The following is a 20248-nucleotide window of genomic DNA, read 5'->3' as shown; positions in this document are numbered from 1 at the left end:
TCCGTCAAGCCGCCTCGGTCTCAGTCGTGCATCAGACGCGCGTCGCGGCCGAGGCCAGGTCGCGGATCGTGGCGTTGGCGATGGTCAGTTTGGCGAAGGTCCAGCCCGAACCGGACTGTTCGATCTCATCCACCGAGGCGCGCACGCCCTCCACCGCCGCCTGTTTGGAGCCGATCCAGGCGTCCACGGCGCCCTCGGCCGCATCCTCGCTGACGCCCACCGACGGATCGGAGGCCCCGGCGACGGCGCGGGTCAGGGCCGCCTGTTCGTTCATCAGATCCTCGATCAGACGACGGACGGCCAGACGGTCGAAATGATCCGCGGACGGAATGGAGCCGGCGGCGGCGCGCAGGCGGTCGAAGTCGAAGGCGGCCCCGACCTGGTGATACAGGCGCGCCATGGCCGCGACCGGCCAGCCCGTCTCCTGCGCCAGATCGCCGATGTCGGAGGCGGCGACCAGCGGACGCATGATGGCGATGCTGCGCACCAGATCCTCGGGCGCGCCCAGGTCGGCGAAGGTCTTGACCCGCGCGTCCAGCCGCCCCTGTTCGAACCGCGACAGCACCGGCGCACCCTCGGCCTGAAGGGCGTCGGCGATGGGGCGATAACGGTCGATCAGGCCCTGGACCGACACGCCGGCCTTGGCGCGGCGGGCCATCCAGAAGGTCTGGCGACGCAGGACCATGGCGATCTCGCGATAGAGGGCGACCTGGGCCTTGGCCGAAATCTTCAGGTCCAGACCCGAGACGGCGTCCCAGGCCTCGTCCAGACGGAAGACGCGGCGCGCGGCCTCGAAGGCGATGATCAGGGCGGTGGTGTCGCATTCCGCCGAGCCGCGCAGGCGGTCGGGGAAGGTCGGGCCGCACATATTGACCACTTCGTTGGCCATGACGGTGGCGATGATCTCGCGCCGCAGCCGGTGGCTCTTCATCTCCGGCTCGAACCGGGCCAGGGCGTCGGGGAAGTAGCGGACCAGAATCTGTTCGAAGAAGGGGTCCTCGGGCGCGTTCGAGGCCACGATGTCGTCGGACAGCTCCAGCTTGGCGTAGGCGGTCAGGACCGCCAGCTCGGGCCGGGTCAGGGCGATGTCGCCCGCCATCATCTCCTTGACGCGGACGTCGTTGGGCAGGCCCTCGACCTTGCGGTCCAGCTTTCCGCGCGCCGACAGCGCCTGCATGAACCGCTGCTGGGCGTCGAGCGCGCCGGACCCTTCGGCCTGCTGCAGGGTCAGGGCCAGGGTCTGGTCGTAGTTGTGGGCCAGCACCTTCAGGCCCACCTCGTCGGTCATGGAGGCCAGAAGCGGCGTGCGCTCGTCCACCGGCAGGACGCCGTTGGTCACGGCCGAACCGACCAGGATCTTGATGTTGACCTCGTGGTCGGAGGTGTCGACCCCGGCGGAGTTGTCGATGGCGTCGGTGTTGATGCGGCCGCCGTTCTGGCCGAACACGATGCGGCCCGCCTGGGTGAAGCCCAGGTTGGCGCCCTCGCCCACCACCTTGACCCGCAGCTCGTCGCCGTTGATCCGCAGGGCGTCGGTGCCCTTGTCGCCGACTTGGGCGTCGGTCTCGGCGGGCGATTTCACATAGGTCCCGATGCCGCCGAGGTACAGCAGCTCGGCCGGGGCCTTCAGGATGGCGCGGATCAGGCTGACCGGGTCCATCTGATCGTCGGCGATGTCCAGCGCCGCCTTGATCTGGGGCGTCAGCTGGATCGACTTGGCCGAGCGGGAGAAGACGCCGCCGCCTTCCGAGATCAGGGCCTTGTCATAGTCCTGCCAGGACGAGCGCGGCAGGTCGAACAGCCGCTTGCGTTCGGCCCATCCGGTCACATGATCCGGGTTCGGATCGATGAAGATGTCGCGGTGGTCGAAGGCGGCGACCAGGCGCGTTGCCTGGGACAACAGGGCGCCGTTGCCGAAGACGTCGCCGGACATGTCGCCCACGCCGACCATGGTGAAGGGCTCGGTCTGGATGTCCTTGCCCATCTCGCGGAAGTGGCGTTTGACCGCCTCCCAGGCGCCGCGCGCGGTGATGCCCATGGCCTTGTGGTCGTAGCCGACCGAGCCGCCCGAGGCGAAGGCGTCGCCCAGCCAGAAGCCGTAGGCGGCCGAGACGCCGTTGGCGATGTCGGAAAAGGTGGCCGTGCCCTTGTCGGCGGCCACGACCAGATAGGGGTCGTCGCCTTCCCAGGCGATCACATCGGCCGGATGGACGACCGAGCCGTCGGCGGCGATGTTGTCGGTGATGTCCAGCAGGCCGGACAGGAAGGTGCGATAGGCGCGGATGGCCTCGCCCTGGATCGCCTCGCGGTCGGTCGTGCGCGGCAGCTGCTTGGGATAGAAGCCGCCCTTGGAGCCGACCGGCACGATGACGGCGTTCTTGACCTGCTGGGCCTTCACCAGACCCAGGACCTCGGTGCGGAAGTCGTCGCGACGGTCGGACCAGCGCAGGCCGCCGCGCGCGACCGGGCCGAAGCGCAGGTGGACGCCCTCGACGTGCGGCGCCCAGACGAAGATTTCGCGATAGGGCTTGGGCAGGGGCAGGTCGTCCAGCTCGCGCGAGGCGATCTTGATCGCGATGTGAGGCTTGGGCTGGCCCTCGGCGTCGCGCTGGAAATAGTTGGTGCGCTTGATCGCGCCGATCAGGGCGGCGATGCGACGCAGCGCCCGGTCGTGATCCAGGCTTTTCACGTCCTGAAGCAGGGCCGTGATCCTGCCCTCCAACTCGGCGACGGCGGCGGCGCGGTCGTCGGCCGATCCGCCGGCGGCCGGTTCGAATTTGGCCTTGAACAGCGACAGCAGGGCGCGGGCCACGTCGGGATATTCGCGCAGGGCCTCTTCCTGCACCGTCTGGGACGGATCGAGGCCCGTCTGCTGGCGATAGTGGGCCAGGGTGCGGATCAGGGCCGCCTCGCGCCATTCGACGCCCAGTTCGACCACCAGCCGGTTGAAGCCGTCGCTTTCGTTGCGGCCGGTCCAGACGGCGGCGAAGGCATCCTCGAACGGCCCCCTCACATCGTCGAAGACCAGCGGCTCGCCGCGCGGGTCCTCCATCAGGAATTCATGGATGTGGATTTCGGTGTCGCCCAGCGGACGGATGGCGTTGCCGTATTCCTCCAGCGTCTTCAGCCCCATGTCGGCCAGGATCGGCAGGACGTCGGACAGGGGCACGGCCGAGCCGCGACGATAGAGCTTGAAGCGGAACTGCAGGCGGCTGTCGTCCGGGGTGCGGAAGGCGCGCACGGCGACCGGCTCGCCCTCGCCCGGCGCGCCGGTGTCGTTCAGCCGGGTCATGAATTGCAGGTCTAGCGCCGCCTCGTCGGCGTCGTAGCGGTCGCGATAGCCGGCGCCGAAGGCCCGCGCCCATTTGGCGCTGATCGGCCCGACCGAAACCTCTTCCACGCCCGAGCGGCGCAGGCCAGCCTCGAAGCGGTCGACCCAGCCGCGCCCGGCCTCGGCGACGTCGGCCTCAAGCTGGACGGGATCGGGGATCGGGTGTTCGCCCGGCGTCACGCCGATGATGTAGTGGACCCGCACCAGGGGCGCGTCGGACAGTTGCGGATACCAGGCCGAGATGCGGCCGCCCCAGGCGCGGGCGACGATCTGGCCGATCCGCTCGCGCACGGCCGCGTCGAACTTCTCGCGCGGGATGAAGCACAGGACCGAGACGAAGCGGTCGAACGGGTCCTGACGCGAGAACAGGCGGATGCGCGGGCGGTCGTAGAGGTGCAGGATGCCCAGGGCGATGGACAGAAGCTCGTCCTCGCTGATCTGGAACAGCTCGTCGCGGGGGTAGTTCTCCAGAATGTTCTTCAGGCGTTTTTCGTTGTGGCTGCCCGGCGCCTTGTCCGCGCGGGCCAGGGCGTTGGCCACCTTGCGACGCAGCAGCGGCACCTCGGTCGCCAGCTGGTCGTAGGCCTCGGACGTGAACAGGCCGACGAAACGGGTCTCGCCCGTCGCCTTGCCGTCCGGCCCGTACCGCTTGACCCCGACGTAATCCATATAGGCGCGGCGATGGACGCGCGAGCGGGCGTTGGCCTTGGCCACCGTGACCGGCTCGGACAGGTCCAGCTGGCGGCGCATCTGATGCGTCAGGACCGCGGGCTCGGACGCGCGGCGCAGCACGGTGCGCTCGGGATCGGACAGGATGCCGAGGCCCTGACCCGACTGGCTCAGCGGAGCCTCGGCCTCGTAGTCGCCGCCGGCGGTGCGCGGATAGTCGTAGTCGCGCGCGCCCAGGAAGACGAAATGATCGCTCTTCAGCCATTTCAGGAAGGCGATGTTTTCGGCCAGAACCGCCGGATCGACGGCGGACGGCGGATCGGCCTCCAGACGCTGGACCGCCTGGCGCATCAGGCCGGTCATGGCCTCATGGTCGGCGACGGCGGCGTGGACGTCGGCCAGGCTCTGGGCCAGGCCCTCGCCCAGAACGTCGCGACGCTCCTGCGGCACGCTGTCGATGACCAGCATGATGATCGACAGACGGCGGCCGTCCATCTCGATCACCGGGTGGAACAGGGCGCGCACCGAAACGGCGGCCTCGGCCAGGGCGCCCATGACGCTGTCGACCAGGAAGGGGGCGTCGGGCTGGATGATGCGGACCAGATCGTAGTCCAGCGCCGCGCCGTCCACGCCGTGCATCGGGCCGACGGTGACGGCCGGGGCGGCGACATCGGCGCCGTAGGCCTTGGCGGCCGTCCAGGAGGCGGCCAGCAGGGCGGCCAAATCCTCGCCGCCCAGTTCCGGCGTCTCGTCGGCGGCGTAGTCCTCGTAGGCCTGGGCCAGATAGACCTTCTCCGTCGCGCCCGGCCCGGTTCCCACGATCCGGGCGAAGGCCGCCTCCAGCGCGGCTTCGGTGATCGGCTGGACGACGGGTTGGCGCAGATCGGGGGCGGTCATGGACGAGCAGTCTCGAACAACGCGGCGGGGCCGCTGGAGGCGCGGCGCGACGTGGCGCCACAACTGCTGACTAGGCCAGGACCGGTCGCGCGGGAAGCCCCTGGCGACCGATCATTGTAATGATCAGTGATCAGCTTGGAATTATTGTGCAGCGCCACAAAGCAGAAAGCCGCCGGACTGGGGGAGTCCGGCGGCCTGCGCGAGCGGCGCCTGGAGGGGAGGGGAGGGCGCCGATCTCGCTTGGCTGCGGTACGGAGGGGGGTGTCCCGCAGCTTCGAGAAGGGAGATGGGAAGGCCGTTTCGCCGTTCAAGGGCGCGGTCGCGTGATTTTTCGCGACATTTTCGTCCAGGCGCGCGACGTGTCGAAACAGGCTGCGGCGCCGACAACGGATTTCGGCGTCGGGCGTTGATCGTGTTCTAATGGCGAAGCTGGAGCATCACGTCCCTATGCGTCGATTTATCCTGGGGTCCATCGTCGCGGCCGTAATCGGCCTGCTGCTCGCCGGCGCGGGCTATTGGGCCTATTGGAACTTCTACTCCCGGTTCCAGCCGGTCACGATCAGCCGCGACGCCGCCGAGGTGCAACGGCTGCTGGACGAGGCGTCGTGGGTGTCGGACGGCAGCGGCGGCCAGCCGCTCTACATCGTCACCTATCGCGACAGCGCGTCGGGTCGTCGCTATCTGCGCGACGAGGCGCCCAAGCTGAAGGCCGCCGGGGTGGAGACGCGCTTCATCCTGTTCGCCCGGCCCGATGCGGAGGGGGCGTCGCGATCCACCGCCGCCGAACGGGCCACGGTCGCGGAACTTTGGCTGAGCCGGGACTGGCCGCTCTACGAACGCTGGATGGCCACCCCGTCCCGAAGCTGGACCGCCGCCGGACTGCCCCAGGCGGACGGCAATCTGGCGCGCTCGGCGGTGATCGAGGGCGGACGGCGGTTCGACGAACAGCTGAGCCGGATGCTGCGGGCCTCGGGCGTGAAGATCAGCTATCCGCTGATCCTGTGGCGCGACCGGGACGGGTTTCTGAAGGCCTGCGGCTGCGCCGACAGCCGGGCCTGGGCCTTCATCCGCGACGATGTCGGGGCGCCAGATCGGCTGGGCGCGCCGATGGATGCGGCAACCGCGCTCGACGAAGACCCGGCCGCGCCGGAGGGCGGAGCGCCGGCCATGCCCTATCCCGACCTGCCGACCATTCCGCCGGTGACTGCGCCGCCGAACGGATCGCCCGCCGCGCCGCCCGCCCAGGTCCAGAACCCGAGCCCGGCGCCCACACGGCCCGCATCCCCGTCCACGCGGCCCCCTTCGCGCGCGGCGCCCGCGCCCAGCCAGCAGGAAGACACCACCTTTTATTGATCAGAGGGCGGCCGAGGCGGCGATCAGCCGATCCACGTCCTCGGCGTCCTGATACAGGCCGAAGCCGAAACGGATCACGTCGTCGCGGACATCGGTGACGACGCCCGCCCGCCTCAATCCGGCGCACCAGGCGGGGGCGTCGGGGTGGCGCAGCGCCAGGAAACGGGCGCGGGGCGCGAGGCCCTCGACGGGATTGAGGATTTCAGCCTCCGCCAGCGGACCTGCGCGCCCTTCGATCACCGCCGACTGGAACCGGGCGGCCAGATCGCGGGCGTGGGCGGCGACGGCGGCGGTGTCCAGCCCCTGCTCGCCCAGTATCCGCCGCGTCGCATTGAAACGATACAGGGCCGAACAATCGAAGGTCGCGCCCCAGAACCGGCCGCCGTCGCTGCGATACTGAACCCCGCCGGGCGGCCCGCTCAGATCGCCGAACTCCGCGAACCAGCCCGTGACGACGGGCCGGGGGCAAAAGCCGGGCGGGGCGTGCAGGAAACAGGCGCCCTCGCCCGCCATGGCGTATTTATAGCCGCCTGCGACATAGAAGACCCGGTCCGCCAAGGCCGACAGGTCGGTCGGGGTCGCCATGAAGCCGTGATAGCCGTCGACCAGAACCCAAGGCCCTTCGGGCCGGGCCAGGTCGGCTAAATCGCCGATCCGGTCGAACAGGCCGCCGGTGCGGAAGAAGACCTGGCTGACCACGATCCAGTCGTAGCCACCGGCCCGGGCCTGGGCGACGAAACGCTCGGCGAAGGTGTCGAAGGGCGCCAGGGGCACGCGCGTCACCACCGCCGCCCCGACCTCTTCCCACCGATCCGCCTGACGCCGGAAGGAATGGAACTCGCCGTCGGTGGACAGCATCCGCACCGGCGACCGCTCCACGCCCGAGAACAGGCGCAGCAGGAAGTCATGGGTGTTGGAGGAGAAGACGACGGTGTCGGGCGACGGCAGGTTCAGCTCGGCGGCGACCTGCGCCTGAGCCTCTGGGATCACCTGGCCGAACACCAGATCCCATTTGTGATCCGCGTGCCGGTTGGCGTCGAGCCACGCCTGCTGCTGGGCCTCAAAACTGGCGTCAGGCCAAAGGTGATGGCTGTGCGCCGCGAAATGCAGCCGATCCGGCGCCGCCGACAGGGCGCGGGAGAAGAGGGATTTATAGGCCATCCCTCTTCTTTAGGACATCTCACCCCGCGCTCAAGCAGCGAGCCGCTGCGCGGCGAGCGATAGCGCCGCGCGTAGCGCGCCTCTTAAACGAGAGCGCCGTGGCAGTGTTTGAACTTGCGGCCGGAACCGCAGGGGCAGGGCGAGTTGCGGCCGGTCATTTCCCAGCCGGGCGGCAGCATCTCGACCGGCAGTCTGGCGCGGTCGTCGCCGATCAGCGTCTGTTCCGGGTTCTGGGCCGAGGGATTGGCCATCTCATTCTCGCCGGTGCCGGGGTTCAGGTGGATTTCCTGAAACTCGGGCAGTTCGGGCGGGGCCTGGAAGCGGAACTCCACCGTCATCAGCCAGCGGGTGACATTGTGGCGCAGGTCGTAGAGCAGGCTCTCGAACAGGGAGAAGGCTTCGGTCTTGTACTCCTGCAGCGGGTCGCGCTGGCCATAGCCGCGCAGGCCGATGACGCCGCGCAGATGGTCCAGGTGAACCAGGTGTTCGCGCCACTGCATGTCGATCATTTGCAGCATGAACTGCTTTTCCAGACCGCGCGTCTGTTCGGCGCCGATCATGTCCAGACGTTCGGCGGCGCGGGCGTCGGCGGCTTCCAGCAGCCGTTCCTCGATCTCCTCGTTCGACACGCCTTCCTCGGCGGCCCAGTCGTGCAGCGGCAGCTCAAGGCCCAGGGTCGAGCGGACCCGCTCGTCCAGACCGTCGATGTCCCACTGTTCGGCATAGGCCTTGGGCGGCATGTAGCGCTCGACCAGGTCGGAGACCACGTCGCGGCGGAAGTCACCCACCAGCTCGGACAGGTCCTCGGAGTCCATGAACTCCTGACGCTGCTCGAACACGGCCTTGCGCTGGTCGTTCACGACGTCGTCGTATTTCAGCAGGTTCTTGCGGATGTCGTAGTTGCGGGTCTCGACGCGCTTCTGGGCGGTTTCGATGGCGCGGTTCAGCCAGGGGTGGGTGATGGCCTCGCCCTCGGCGACCCCAAAGGTCTTCATGATCGAGTCCAGACGGTCGCCGGCGAAGATGCGCAGCAGATCGTCCTCGCAGGACAGGTAGAATTTCGACACGCCGGGGTCGCCCTGACGGCCGGTGCGGCCGCGCAGCTGGTTGTCGATGCGGCGGCTCTCGTGGCGCTCGGTGCCCAGGACGAACAGGCCGCCGGCCTCCAGAGCGATCTTCTTCTGGACGGCGATCTCGGCCTTGAACTCGGCTTCCTTGGCCATCTCCATCTCGTGGGAGACTTCGACCGCCATGTTGCGCTGCTCCAGCAGCCACTTCTGCATCTTCATTTCGAGGTTGCCCCCGAGTTGAATGTCGGTGCCGCGGCCGGCCATGTTGGTGGCGATGGTCACGGCGCCGGGCAGGCCGGCGTCGGCGACGATATAGGCTTCCTGTTCGTGCTGGCGCGCGTTCAGGACGCTGTGCGGAATGCCGCGCAGCCTGGTCTCGTAGGTGATGTCATAGGCGGCGTCGCCGATCTTCTCGGCTTCCTTTGTCTTGCCCGCATACTCCCGCTTCAGCGTGCGCGAGACCTCGACCTTGTGCTCATAGCGGTTCAGCAGCTCCGACAGCTGTTCCGACCGTTCGATGGACACGGTGCCGACCAGGATCGGCTGGCCCGCCAGATGGCATTCGGCGATCTGGCGGGCGATCGCCTGGTTCTTCTCGTCGTGGGTGCGGTAGACCTCGTCGTCGAAGTCCTTGCGCTGGATCGGGCGGTTGGTCGGCACCTCCAGCACGTCCATCTTGTAGATGTCGCCGAACTCCTGGGCCTCGGTCGCCGCCGTGCCGGTCATGCCCGACAGCTTTTCGTAGAGGCGGAAGTAGTTCTGGATCGTCACCGAGGCCAGGGTCTGGTTCTCGGGCTGTATCTTGACGTCCTCCTTGGCCTCAATGGCCTGGTGCAGACCTTCGGACAGGCGGCGTCCGGTCATCATCCGGCCGGTGAATTCGTCGATCAGGACGATCTCGCCGCCCTTGATGATATAGTCCTTGTCGCGCTGATACAGGGTGTTGGCGCGCAGGGCCTGGTTGGCGTGGTGGACCAGGCTGATGTTGGCGGCGTCATAGAGGCCGGTGGTGTCGACGGCGAAATGGCCACCCGCCTCCAGCGCCTCCTCCATCCGTTCCGAACCCAGTTCGGTCAGCAGGACCTGTTTCTGCTTCTCGTCCAGCTCATAGGTGTCCTTGTCCCGGATCAGGTCTTTGATCAGGGCGTCCAGCACCTTGTAGAGGTCGGAGCGGTCCTCGGTCGGACCAGAGATGATCAGGGGCGTGCGCGCCTCGTCGATCAGGATGGAGTCGACCTCGTCGACGATGGCGAAGTTGTGCGGACGCTGCACCATCTCGCGCCGGTCATAGACCAGGTTGTCACGCAGATAGTCGAAACCGAATTCGTTGTTGGTGCCGTAGGTGACGTCGGCGTTATAGGCCTGTTGGCGTTGACCCTGGCTCAGGCCGTTGACGATGACCCCGACCTCCAGGCCCAGGAAGCGATAGACCTTGCCCATCGTCTCGGCGTCGCGGCGGGCCAGATAGTCGTTGACGGTGATGACGTGCACGCCCTTGCCGGTCAGGGCGTTCAGATAGACGGGGGCCACGGCGACCAGGGTCTTGCCCTCGCCCGTCCGCATCTCGGCGATGCCGCCTTCGTTCAGGATCATGCCGCCGGCCAGCTGCACGTCGTACTGACGTTGGCCCAGCACGCGCTTGGAGGCCTCGCGCACCACAGCGAAGGCTTCGGGCAGGATTTTCTCCAGCGTGTCGCCGTTGGCCAGTCGGTCCTTGAAGGCGTCGGTCATCATCCGCAGTTCGTCGTCGGACAGGGCGGCGAACTTTGGCTCCAGCGCATTGATGCGCTGGGCGTGGTCCTGGAAGGACTTGACCTTGCGGTCGTTGGAAGAGCCGAAAAATTTCTTGGCGAAGCCGAGCATGATGGGTCCGGTAGCGGTCGAGCGTCTGCGAGCTGAGCGGCTCTGAAATCCCGTGAGGGCGGCGATAGGGACGCCGCGAGAGAGGTCTGGACCGATGACGGCCCCGGTGCGCCGGAAACGGGCGCGCGCGAAGGGCCGCGCAGACGATCAAAACCCCTCGACTTGGGCGCAGGGCGGACTTAAGCACCGGCCTAACCCCTGTCAACGCGAGGGGCTTTCGGCCGCCTGCGACGGAGCGCCCCCTTGAACCCATTCCGGCGACCCTCAAACCCACGAAAAACCACGCTTCTGGCGGTGCTTCTGGCCGCCGGCCTGACGACGGCGGCCTGTTCGCGCGGCGGGGGCGACCGCCCGCCCGAACCCGGCGACCGGGCGGTGGCGACGGTGCAGGACCGGACCATCTGGGCCTCGGACGTCAAGCGCGAGGCGGTGGCGCAGGGGTTGATCGGCGAGGGCGAGCCGCTGGACATCACCTCGGACCTGTTCCGCCGGGTGCTGGACGAGGTGATCGACCAGAAGCTGCTGGCGGGCGAGGCGCAACGGCGACGGCTGGATTCCTCGCCCCTGGCCCAGCGCCGGCTGGAGGCGACGCGCGAACGCATCCTGGGCGACATGCTGGTGGAGAGCGTGGTGGACAAGGCCGTGTCCGACCAGGCGGTGCAGACCCTTTATAACGAGCAGCTGCGGCTGGCGAAGACCGCCGAGGAGATCCGGGTGCGGCTGATCCTGTCGCGCACCCGGCCCGAAGCCGAGGCCGTGATCGGCATATTGGGCCAGGGCGCCGGGTTCGAGGCGGTGGCCATGGAACGCTCCATCGACGAGGCGACGCGCTTCTCGGGCGGCGATCTGGGCTATTCGACGCCGGACGTGATGCCCCAGGCCTATGCCGACGCCCTGCGCGACAAGCCCGCGGGCGCCCTGGTCGGGCCGTTCCAGACCGAGGGCGGATGGGCGGTGCTGCGGGTCGAGGACCGGCGCAAGGAGACGCCGCCCACCCTGGAGCAGGCCCGGCCGCAGATCGTGCGCTATCTGACCTACGAGGGCGTGCGCCAGCTGCTGGAGCAGTTGCGCGGCAAGTCCAAGGTCGATGTCCGATTGCCCGCCCCGCCGACGCCGCCCGCCCAACCCTCTCAACCGGCCGCACGACCATGACCAAGACCCCCTCCACGACCGGCCAGAAGATCGAACACGCGCTGGAAAAGGCGCTGGACCCGTTCGCAACGGCGCTGAAGCGCGCGACGCGCACGCCGGGATCGGAGCCGACGGCGACGACGCCCACGCCGGCGGCCGCCGGAAAGCCCGGCCTGGCGATCTCGCCTCTGGCCGTGCCCTTCCCGACCATTCCCCCCATCGGCGGGGTCGAGATCGCCACCGCCCGAGCGGGCTTCTACAAGCACGAGCGCGACGATCTGGTGGTGTTCCGCTTCGCGCGCGGCACCAGCTGCGCCGGGGTCTTCACCCGCCACAAGATCGGCTCGGCGCCGGTCGACTGGTGCAAGAAGCAGCTGGGCTCGGCCGAGGGCGGCAAGGACGTGCGCGCCCTGGTGGTCAACGCCGGCTGCGCCAACGCCTTCACGGGGAAGGCCGGCGCCGATGCGGCGCGGCGCACGGCCTCCGAGGTCGCCAAACGCTTCGGCTGCCGCCAGCGCGACGTCATGCTGGCCTCGACCGGGGTGATCGGCGTGGTGCTGGACGAAAAGAAGATCATCGCCAAACTGCCCGAGATCGAACAGGGCATGGATTCCGACGCCTGGGCCAGGGCCGGTCGCGGCATCATGACCACCGACACCTTCCCCAAGGGCGCCTACGCCGAGGCCGAGATCGAGGGCTACAAGGTCCGCATCGCCGGGATCGCCAAGGGATCGGGCATGATCGCCCCGGACATGGCCACCATGCTGGCCTTCATCGTCACCGACGCCGACATCCATCCCAATGTGCTGCAGGCGCTGCTGGGCCTGCACGTCCGCACCACCTTCAACAGCGTGACCGTGGACGGCGACACCTCGACCAACGACACGGCCCTGCTGTTCGCCACCGGCACGTCGGGCGCGCCGCGCATCGGCCGGGTCGGCGACCGGCGGCTGAAGAGCTTCTCCGCCGCGCTGGACAAGGTGATGCTGGACCTGGCGCACCAGCTGGTGCGCGACGGCGAGGGCGCGACCAAGTTCGTCAAGGTGACGGTGGACGGCGCCGCCAGCCCCGCCTCGGCCCGCAAGCTGGCCAAGTCGATCGCCGACAGCCCCCTGGTCAAGACCGCCATCGCCGGTCAGGACGCCAACTGGGGCCGGGTGGTCATGGCCGTCGGCAAGACCGAAGAGCCGGTGGATCGCGACCATCTGGCCATCTGGTTCGGCCCGCACGAAGCCGCCGTCGACGGCGCCCCGTCCCCGACCTACGACGAGGCCAAGATGACCGCCTATATGAAGAACCCCGAAATCGACATCACCGTCGACGTGGGCTCGGGCCGGGCGTCGGCGACGGTTTGGACCTGCGACCTGACCAAGGGCTATATCGAGATCAACGGGGACTATCGCAGCTGATTTCATGTTAGGATGAGGTCATGAGCGCCAGGCCGAAACTCTTGAACCGCTATGCCGACGAGCTTCCGCCGTTCGTCAGCAACGCATTGAATGCGGATCTGGACAGCGAACATCCGTCCGAAGACGCTTTGGAATGGCTACGGCTTCAGCATGACCGCGCGCTTGCCGACCCCCGGCCGGCCCTGACATCGGAACAGGTGCGCCTGAATCTTCTGGCCCGGCACGAGGCGCGGTTGAAGCGCGACGCGAAGGCGTGAGCCGCAAACTCGTCTGGCTGCCGAGCGCGGAGTTCGATCTTGAGGCGATCTACGACCTGATCGCTTCGGACTCTCCACAGGCGGCGTATGACTTCGTCGAGGACATCCGACAGCGCTGCGAGGCCTTCGCCGATTTTCCCTTCATGGGCCGCAGCCATGATGGACGAATATATCAGTTCACCTTTGATCGACGGGTGCGCGTCAACTACGCGGTTACAGACGACGACGTGCAGCTTTCCCAATTCCGCTACCTCGGCCAACAATGACAGAACCTCTGCCCACCGTGCTTGTCGTCGCCGTCGCCATGATCGACGTGGACGGGCGGGTTCTGATCGCCAAACGTCCCGAGGGCAAGAAACTGGCGGGCCTGTGGGAGTTTCCGGGCGGCAAGGTCGAGGCGGGAGAACGGCCCGAACAGGCCCTGATCCGCGAGTTGAAGGAAGAGCTGGGCGTCGACGTCAGCGAAAACTGTCTGTCGCCGTTCGTTTTCGCCAGCCACGCTTACGATTCGTTTCACCTGTTGATGCCATTGTATCTGTGCCGACGGTGGGACGGGGTGGTCACGGCGCGTGAACACGACGGCCTGGCCTGGGTGAAGCCGGACAAGCTTTCGGACTATCCCATGCCGCCGGCGGACGAACCTCTGGTCGCCTGGTTGCGCGACCTGCTGTAACCACCGCCGACCAGGGAGGCCGGCCATGCGACGTCTTACCGGCCGGTTCCTGCGCGACGAGAGCGGCGCCACCGCCATCGAATACGGCCTGATCTGCGCCCTGATCTTCCTGGCCATCGTGGGCTCCGTGGGCGCCATGGCGAACAGCCATAACGGCGGCCTGGCCGCAACCGCGGACAAGATCAGCACCGCCATCAAGGCCACGATCGGCTAGTCCGGCTCCTCGCCCGTCAGCTCGCGAACGCCGAGCGCATCGGCCAGCCGCGTCTTGGCCGAGCCGCGCGGCAGGGGCTTCTGCTGGCTTTCGTGCGGTTTCCAGCCCGCCAGGTGAATGATCTCGAACGTCGCGGGAATGCGCCCGTCCTCCAGCCCGTGGCGTTCGGCGTAGAGGGCCGCCGCGCGGGCGACGATGCGGCGGTTCAGCGGGCGCATCGTCCCCTGCAGCACATTCGTCTCGCCCATGGCGCGCAGGTCGCGGATCAGGGCGAACAGGTCGGAATAGCGCACCGTGAACCGATCCACGTCCGATACGGGCAGGGCGAAACCGGCCCGTTGCAGCAGGGCCGCCCCGTCATAGCCGTCGGCGAAGGGCGAAACCCGCGCCTGGGCGCCGCCGCGCTCGGCCAGTTCCGCCTCGGTCAGAACCCCGCGAAGCTCCTTCAGCGTGCCCGCGCCGAACAGGGCGCCGATGAAAAGACCGTCGGGCTTCAGCGCACGCCGGATCTGGGCCAGGGCGCCCGGCAGGTCGTTGGCGCAATGCAGCGTCAGCAGGGAGACGATCAGATCGGCCGAGCCGTCCGCCAGCGGCAGGGCCTCGGCGCCGGGGGCCGCGCGCTGGGCCGGGGACAGCGGCGTCACGACCGGCCCCAGGCGCGCGGCGGCGTCGCTGGTCCTGACCGCGCGTTCGAACACGCCTGAATGGGCGGACAGATCGACCGCGACGGGAAAGTCGCGCAATATGGCTTCCAGGCTCTCGGCGGCGTTGGCGGCGGCGCGGGCGTGCAGGAAGTCGGCCTGGGCGAACCGGGCGGCGGACCGCGCCAGCCGCGCCTGACGCCGCAACGGATCGAAGATGCGCGGGGGGCCTTCGGAAGGGGATTGAGGGGCGGTCATGGACGCACAGGATGGGGGTTGGCGACGCGCCTGGGAAGGGGCGGGGCGACAGTTGCGCGGCGCGGGGCGTGGTCTGGCCGACCTGATCCTGCCGCCGATGGCGCACGACAGCCGCGAGGCGACGGCCGCAGCCGGCCTGACGCCGGACGCCTGGAGCCGGATCAGGTTTCTGGAGGCGCCGGTCTGCAACGGCTGCGGGGCGGCGTTCGAATACGACGGCGGCGCCTTCGCCGAGGATCGTTGCGCGGCCTGTATCGCCCGGCCCTACGCCTTCGAACGGGCGCGGGCGGCCTGTCTGTACGACGAAGCGTCGCGCGGGCTGATCCTGCGGTTCAAACATGGGGACCAGCAGCAGTTCGCGCCGCTGTTCGCGCAGTGGATCGGACGCGCCGCCGCCGATCTGGTCGAGGCGGCGGATGCGGTCGCGCCCGTGCCGCTGCATCCGCTTCGTCTGTTGTCGCGGCGCTTCAACCAGGCGGCCGAGATCGCCCGGCCGCTGGCCCGTCACGCCAACCGCGACTATCTGCCCGACGCCCTGATCCGCACCACCCATACGACCAGCCAGGGCGGCAAGAGCCAGCGCGGACGGCGTCTGAACGTCAAGAAGGCCTTCGCCGTCACCGACGCGGGGCGGCGACGCATCCGGGGGCGGCGCATCCTTCTGATCGACGATGTGTTGACCACGGGCGCGACCGGAGAGGCCTGCGCCCGCGCCCTGCTGGACGCCGGCGCGCGGGCCGTGGACCTGGCGGTCGTGGCCCGGGTGCGAAACGCCCGCGAAATCGTTATGTAACCCCATCGCGCTTCTCGGCGGCGGCCTGCCGCACGGGAGGGCCCAAGCTTCGGAGAACTGATTTGGCCGACGTCGTCATCTACACCAAGCCCGGCTGCCCCTACTGCTTCAGCGCCATGTCGCTGCTGAAGAAGAAGGGCGCGGACTATACCGAGATCGTGGCCTCCAACGATCCCGCCAAAAAGGCCGAGATGGTCGAGAAGTCGGGCGGGCGCATGACCTTCCCGCAGATCTTCATCGGCGGCCGGCACGTCGGCGGGTCCGACGACATCCACGCCCTGGATCGCGAGGGCAAGCTCGACGCGCTGCTGGCGGCCTGATCGCGTGAGCGGCGGGCTCGACATCGCCCTGATCCAGACCCGCACCCCGGCGACGGCGGCGGCGGGACTGGCCCATGTCGACGCCCTGATCCGCGAGGCGGCGTCGGGTGGGGCGCGCTTCGTCCTGACGCCCGAGGGGACCAATCTGCTGGAGCAGAGGCGCGGCCGCCGCGACGCCGCCCTGACCGACGAGGATCAGGACGCTGCGGTTCTGGGCCTGCGTCAGCTGGCGGCGGAGCTGGGCGTCTGGCTGCTGATCGGATCGGCCATCGTGCGGTCAGGCCATACCGGGGATGGTCGGGCGGCCAATCGGTCGCTGCTGGTCGATCCGTCGGGCGCGATCACGGCGCGGTATGACAAGCTGCACGTCTTCGACGTCGATCTGCCGAACGGCGAGCGATACCGCGAAAGCGCTTCGGTGCGGCCGGGCGACGCGGCGGCGGTCGCCGATACGCCCTGGGGCCGTCTGGGGCTGACCATCTGCTACGACATCCGTTTTCCCCATCTGCACCGCCAGTTGGCGAAGGCGGGGGCGTCGATGATCGCGGTTCCCGCCGCCTTCACCGCCCCAACCGGCGAGGCCCATTGGGAGACGCTGCTGCGCGCCCGCGCCATCGAGACCGGCGCCTTCGTCCTGGCTCCGGCGCAGGGCGGGCTGCACGAGGACGGGCGGCGCACCTGGGGCCGCTCCACCGTCGTCGGGCCGTGGGGCGAGGTGATCGCCAAGGCCGATCACGACGACCCTTGCATCGTGCGGGCGAAACTGGACATGGAGGCGGTGACGCGCGCCCGCGCCGCCATACCCGCCCTGACCCACGACCGCGACTTCCTGCCGCCCGCCTGATCCGTTCATGATCCGATACGCCCTGAAATGCGACCAAGACCACGGGTTCGAGGCCTGGTTCGGCTCGTCGTCCGATTATGACGACCAGGCGGCGCGGGGCCTGGTCGAATGTCCGTTCTGCGGTTCGCGCGGGGTCGACAAGGCGGTCATGGCGCCCTCCGTCAGCGGAACGAAGCGCGCGAACGCGACGCCCGATCCGGCCGCGCCCGAGGCCATGCGCAAGATGCAGACCCTGATGATGGCGGCGGCCCGCGAGGTGCGCGCCCATGTCGAGGCCAACTTCGATTACGTCGGCGACGCCTTCGCCCGAGAGGCGCGCGACATCCACGAAGGCCGATCCGAAAAGCGGGAAATCTACGGCGAGGCCACGCCCGCCGACGTCAAGAAGCTGAAGGACGACGGCGTTCCGGTCTCGGCCCTGCCCGATGCGCCGCCCGACCCGTCGAAGGTGAACTGATGACCCTGGAATGGCGGCCCATGCGGCCGGACGACATCGAAGCGGTGACGGCGGTGGCGCGCCTGTCGTTTCCCAATCATTTCGAGGACCGGGCCTGTTTCGAGAACCGGCTGGCCCTGTATCCGCGCGGATGTTTCGTTCTGGCGGATGGGGATGGGTCGGCGCGCGGCTATCTGATCGCCTATCCGTGGAAGACCGATAGCGCCCCGCCGCTGAACACGGTGGTCGAGGGACTGCCGGCCGAGGCGACCCTGATCTATCTGCACGACCTGGCCCTGCATCCCGAGGCGCGGGGCGGGGGCGTGACCGGCGCGATCGTGGAGCGGCTGGCCGCACAGGCCGTCGAGGACGACTGGCCCGCCATCGCCCTGGTCGCGGTCAACGACGCGGTCGGCTTCTGGTCGCGCCACGGCTTCGTCGAACAGCCGGCCGAGGCCATGGCGGCCAAACTGGCCAGCTACGGCCCCGACGCCCGCTATATGCTGCGGGCGCTCTAGGGGCGATTGAGCGCAGTCTGGCCGCCCGCCCGCACGAAATCGCCACGTTGAGGCCGGGGCAGGGCGACATAGGCCCGGCGTCGCATCTCGCGCTCGCAGACGCGAGGATCGCCGAGGCTGTCGGGCGTCAGGACGGCGCGATGGAGCGCGCACCAGTCGCGACTGGCGACCCGAATCCGTCCGGCCAGGATCAGGGCCTCTCCCGGCCGGGCCATGTTCAGGCCCCGCGCATCGACATGCATGTCCGGGGCCTCGCCGGCGAACAAGGCGCCGGCGAGGGCGGCGGCGAACATCAAACTCATCGTCTTCTCCAATCCGAGGACAGGCCCTGGGGTCAGGCCGTTGCTCGAAAGAGGAGCCGTTCGACGGCTTCGGATGCGGCGGGGCGGATGAAATATCGGTAAGGCGCGATCATCGCCGCCGACGCCCGCTCTGGTGTTTCTGTCCACATGCCTGTATGAGGCCCGCGAAACTTTCTCCCCCCAATGCCTGCATCCCTTGCAGCGGCGCGGATTCTCCGCGACCGAACACAGTCCGGCCGAGCCCTTCATGAACCTGCGCAACGTCGCCATCATCGCCCACGTCGACCATGGCAAGACCACCCTGGTGGACCAACTTCTGGCCCAGTCCGGCGTGTTCCGAGCCAATGAGGCGACGACCGAGCGCGCCATGGACTCCAACGATCAGGAGAAGGAACGCGGCATCACCATCCTGGCCAAATGCACCTCGGTGCTGTGGAACGGCAAGGCGGGCGAGACGCGCATCAACATCATCGACACCCCCGGCCACGCCGACTTCGGCGGCGAGGTCGAGCGCATCCTGGGCATGGTGGACGGCTGCGTCATCCTGGTCGACGCCGAAGAGGGCGTCATGCCCCAGACCAAGTTCGTGCTGACCAAGGCGCTGAAGATGGGCCTGCGCCCGATCCTGTGCATCAACAAGGTCGACCGCGCCCACGCCGACCCGGACCGCGTCCACAACGAGACCTTCGACCTGTTCGCCGCCATCGGCGCGACGGACGAGCAGCTGGACTTCCCGCACATCTACGCCTCGGGCCGCAACGGCTGGGCGACGCTGGACCTGAACCAGCCCAACGACAACCTGGCCCCGCTGTTCGACCTGATCGTCGACCACGTGCCGCCGCCCGCCGTCCAGGCCAACAAGGACAAGCCGTTCCGCATGCTGGACGTGCTGATCGAAAGCGACCCGTTCCTGGGCCGCCTGCTGACCGGCCGGATCGAGAGCGGCAAGGCCGTTCCCGGCATGGCGATCCATGCCCTGGACCGCGAAGGCAAGGAAATCGAACGCGGCCGCATCACCAAGGTGCTGGCCTTCCGCGGCCTGAAGCGCCAGCCGCTGGACGAGGGTTCGGAAGCGGGCGACATCGTCGCCATCGCCGGCATGTCCAAGGCGACCGTCGCCGACACCCTGTGCGCCATGGAAGTGACCGAGCCGCTGGACGCCCAGCCGATCGATCCGCCGACCATCTCCATGACCGTCTCGGTCAACGACAGCCCCCTGGCCGGCCGTGAAGGCGACAAGGTCCAGTCGCGCGTCATCCGCGACCGCCTGCTGAAGGAAGCCGAGGCCAACGTCGCCATTCGCGTGACCACGACCGAAGGCGGCGACGCCTATGAGGTCGCTGGCCGCGGCGAACTGCAGCTGGGCGTTCTGATCGAGAACATGCGTCGCGAAGGCTTCGAGGTTTCGATCTCGCGTCCGCGCGTCGTGTTCAAGGAAGGCGAGAACGGCGAGAAGCTGGAGCCGATCGAAGACGTCATGATCGACGTGGACGACGAGTTCACCGGCGTGGTCATCGAAAAGCTGTCGGCCCGCAAGGCCGAGCTGGCCGACATGGGCCCGTCGGGCGCCGGCAAGACCCGCATCAGCCTGAAGGCGCCGTCGCGCGCCCTGATCGGCTATCGGGGCGAGTTCCTGACCGATACGCGCGGTTCGGGCGTGCTGAACCGCGTGTTCAGCCACTATGAGCCGCACAAGGGCGCCATCGCCGGCCGTCTGAAGGGCGTGCTGATCTCGAACTCGGACGGCGACACGGCGGCCTTCGCCCTGTGGAACCTGGAAGATCGCGGCGTCATGTTCGTCGGCGCCGGGGAAAAGACCTATCAGGGCATGATCATCGGCGAGAACGCCCGCTGGGACGACCTGGACGTCAACCCGATCAAGGGCAAGCAGCTGACCAACGTCCGCGCCGCCGGCAAGGACGAGGCCGTTCGCCTGACCCCGCCGCGCCAGATGTCGCTGGAACAGGCCATCGCCTATATCGACGACGACGAGCTGGTCGAGGTCACGCCCAAGTCCATCCGTCTGCGCAAGCAGGTGCTGAACCCCTCGTTCCGCAAGAAGCGCGTCCGCCCGGAATAATCGCCGACTGACGCGACGAGGGTTTGAG

At 68.4% G+C, this 20248-nt stretch carries 18 protein-coding genes; 13 read left to right on the top strand and 5 right to left on the bottom strand.

The window, feature by feature from the left end:
- Positions 1-31: 31 nt before the first annotated feature.
- A complete protein-coding gene (locus tag SH203_RS14055) occupies positions 32-4897 on the bottom strand; it encodes an NAD-glutamate dehydrogenase (protein ID WP_087121583.1) in 4866 nt (1621 codons plus the stop codon).
- A 447-nt stretch (positions 4898-5344) separates the two neighbouring features.
- Here SH203_RS14055 and SH203_RS14050 point away from each other — a divergent pair, with 447 nt between their 5' ends.
- Positions 5345-6250 (top strand): hypothetical protein, encoded by a 906-nt coding sequence (locus SH203_RS14050; protein ID WP_087121680.1) that lies wholly within the window; start codon positions 5345-5347, stop codon positions 6248-6250.
- Here the strand turns inward: SH203_RS14050 and SH203_RS14045 are convergent, their stop codons facing one another.
- A complete protein-coding gene (locus SH203_RS14045) occupies positions 6251-7411 on the bottom strand; it encodes an aminotransferase class V-fold PLP-dependent enzyme (RefSeq protein WP_087121582.1) in 1161 nt (386 codons plus the stop codon).
- A gap of 83 nt (positions 7412-7494) precedes the next feature.
- Complete coding sequence (gene secA / locus SH203_RS14040) at positions 7495-10344, bottom strand: preprotein translocase subunit SecA (protein ID WP_087121581.1); 2850 nt, start codon at positions 10342-10344, stop codon at positions 7495-7497.
- Between the two features lie 294 nt (positions 10345-10638).
- On the opposite strand from secA, the gene SH203_RS14035 reads away from it, so the two are divergent.
- Genes SH203_RS14035 through SH203_RS14010 form a run of 6 tightly spaced genes read left to right on the top strand, consistent with a single transcriptional unit; the run spans position 10639 to position 14028 of the window.
- A complete protein-coding gene (locus SH203_RS14035; RefSeq protein WP_087121580.1) occupies positions 10639-11496 on the top strand; it encodes a peptidylprolyl isomerase in 858 nt (285 codons plus the stop codon).
- Positions 11493-12884 carry a bifunctional glutamate N-acetyltransferase/amino-acid acetyltransferase ArgJ gene (gene argJ, locus SH203_RS14030; protein WP_087121579.1) on the top strand — a complete coding sequence of 464 codons (1392 nt, stop codon included), beginning with the start codon at positions 11493-11495 and terminating at the stop codon, positions 12882-12884. Before SH203_RS14035 ends, argJ begins: the two co-directional genes overlap by 4 nt.
- A gap of 41 nt (positions 12885-12925) precedes the next feature.
- The gene (locus tag SH203_RS14025) at positions 12926-13141 is read left to right on the top strand and encodes a hypothetical protein (RefSeq protein WP_143275741.1); all 216 of its coding nucleotides are present in this window, start codon (positions 12926-12928) and stop codon (positions 13139-13141) included.
- Positions 13138-13407, top strand: coding sequence for a type II toxin-antitoxin system RelE/ParE family toxin (locus tag SH203_RS14020; RefSeq protein WP_159457574.1), 270 nt, complete (start codon positions 13138-13140; stop codon positions 13405-13407). The genes SH203_RS14025 and SH203_RS14020 overlap by 4 nt, the downstream gene beginning before the upstream one ends.
- Entirely contained in the window at positions 13404-13814 is a 411-nt protein-coding gene (locus tag SH203_RS14015; protein WP_087121576.1) for a (deoxy)nucleoside triphosphate pyrophosphohydrolase, read from the top strand. Before SH203_RS14020 ends, SH203_RS14015 begins: the two co-directional genes overlap by 4 nt.
- Positions 13815-13839: 25 nt before the next feature.
- Positions 13840-14028: a Flp family type IVb pilin gene (locus tag SH203_RS14010; RefSeq protein ID WP_087121575.1), complete on the top strand. Its 189-nt coding sequence runs from the start codon at positions 13840-13842 to the stop codon at positions 14026-14028.
- Here the strand turns inward: SH203_RS14010 and SH203_RS14005 are convergent.
- Entirely contained in the window at positions 14025-14927 is a 903-nt protein-coding gene (locus SH203_RS14005) for a methyltransferase domain-containing protein (protein WP_087121574.1), read from the bottom strand. The genes SH203_RS14010 and SH203_RS14005 overlap by 4 nt on opposite strands.
- Between SH203_RS14005 and SH203_RS14000 the strand changes: the two genes are divergently transcribed.
- The 5 genes from SH203_RS14000 to SH203_RS13980 all read left to right on the top strand — a co-directional run bounded on the left by SH203_RS14000 (position 14926) and on the right by SH203_RS13980 (position 17838).
- Positions 14926-15720, top strand: a complete 795-nt coding sequence (locus SH203_RS14000) for a ComF family protein (RefSeq protein WP_087121573.1) — start codon at positions 14926-14928, stop codon at positions 15718-15720. The two genes, SH203_RS14005 and SH203_RS14000, sit on opposite strands and share 2 nt — an antisense overlap.
- A gap of 62 nt (positions 15721-15782) precedes the next feature.
- On the top strand, positions 15783-16040 hold the full coding sequence (gene grxC, locus SH203_RS13995) for a glutaredoxin 3 (protein ID WP_087121572.1): 258 nt from the start codon (positions 15783-15785) through the stop codon (positions 16038-16040).
- Between the two features lie 4 nt (positions 16041-16044).
- Entirely contained in the window at positions 16045-16884 is an 840-nt protein-coding gene (locus SH203_RS13990; RefSeq protein WP_087121571.1) for a carbon-nitrogen hydrolase family protein, read from the top strand.
- 7 nt (positions 16885-16891) lie between these two features.
- The gene (locus SH203_RS13985; protein ID WP_087121570.1) at positions 16892-17341 is read left to right on the top strand and encodes a DUF1178 family protein; all 450 of its coding nucleotides are present in this window, start codon (positions 16892-16894) and stop codon (positions 17339-17341) included.
- Positions 17341-17838 carry a GNAT family N-acetyltransferase gene (locus SH203_RS13980; protein WP_087121569.1) on the top strand — a complete coding sequence of 166 codons (498 nt, stop codon included), beginning with the start codon at positions 17341-17343 and terminating at the stop codon, positions 17836-17838. The genes SH203_RS13985 and SH203_RS13980 overlap by 1 nt, the downstream gene beginning before the upstream one ends.
- Here SH203_RS13980 and SH203_RS15555 read toward each other — a convergent pair.
- Positions 17835-18140, bottom strand: a complete 306-nt coding sequence (locus tag SH203_RS15555; protein WP_159457573.1) for a UrcA family protein — start codon at positions 18138-18140, stop codon at positions 17835-17837. The genes SH203_RS13980 and SH203_RS15555 overlap by 4 nt on opposite strands.
- 247 nt (positions 18141-18387) lie before the next feature.
- Between SH203_RS15555 and typA the strand changes: the two genes are divergently transcribed.
- Entirely contained in the window at positions 18388-20220 is a 1833-nt protein-coding gene (typA, locus tag SH203_RS13970; protein ID WP_087121679.1) for a translational GTPase TypA, read from the top strand.
- Positions 20221-20248 lie beyond the last annotated feature (28 nt).

Source organism: Brevundimonas sp. SH203 (assembly GCF_002157625.1).
Lineage (GTDB): Bacteria > Pseudomonadota > Alphaproteobacteria > Caulobacterales > Caulobacteraceae > Brevundimonas.
The sequence above is the reverse complement of the archived record's forward strand: the minus strand, read 5'-3'. Positions and strand labels throughout refer to the sequence as shown.